The 221-nt window shown below is 47.5% G+C and carries 1 pseudogene; it reads left to right on the top strand.

Features of this window, described 5'->3' with window-relative positions:
* Positions 1-26 precede the first annotated feature (26 nt).
* Positions 27-221: pseudogene (locus tag FS628_RS31105) on the top strand (aldo/keto reductase); the annotation flags it as partial.

Genomic DNA, 221 nt, shown 5'->3' with positions numbered 1-221 from the left:
CAAAACATATAACAGATCGTACGATTGTGAAGAAGGGAGTAAGGATGGGATGGGTAGGATTTGGAAGATATAAAGGAAAAGGGAAGGAAGTGGAAGAGGGGGTGGAGAGGGGTTTGGAGGTTGGATATGGAAGTATTGATAGGGGGTGGATGTATGGGAATGAGGAAGAAGTGGGAGAAGGGATGGGAAGGAGTGGGGTTGGGGGTAAGGAAGTGTTTGTG

It is taken from the genome of Paenibacillus xylanexedens, assembly GCF_007676705.1.
GTDB classification, from domain to species: domain Bacteria; phylum Bacillota; class Bacilli; order Paenibacillales; family Paenibacillaceae; genus Paenibacillus; species Paenibacillus xylanexedens_C.
This window is presented reverse-complemented; position numbering and strand designations above follow the sequence as displayed.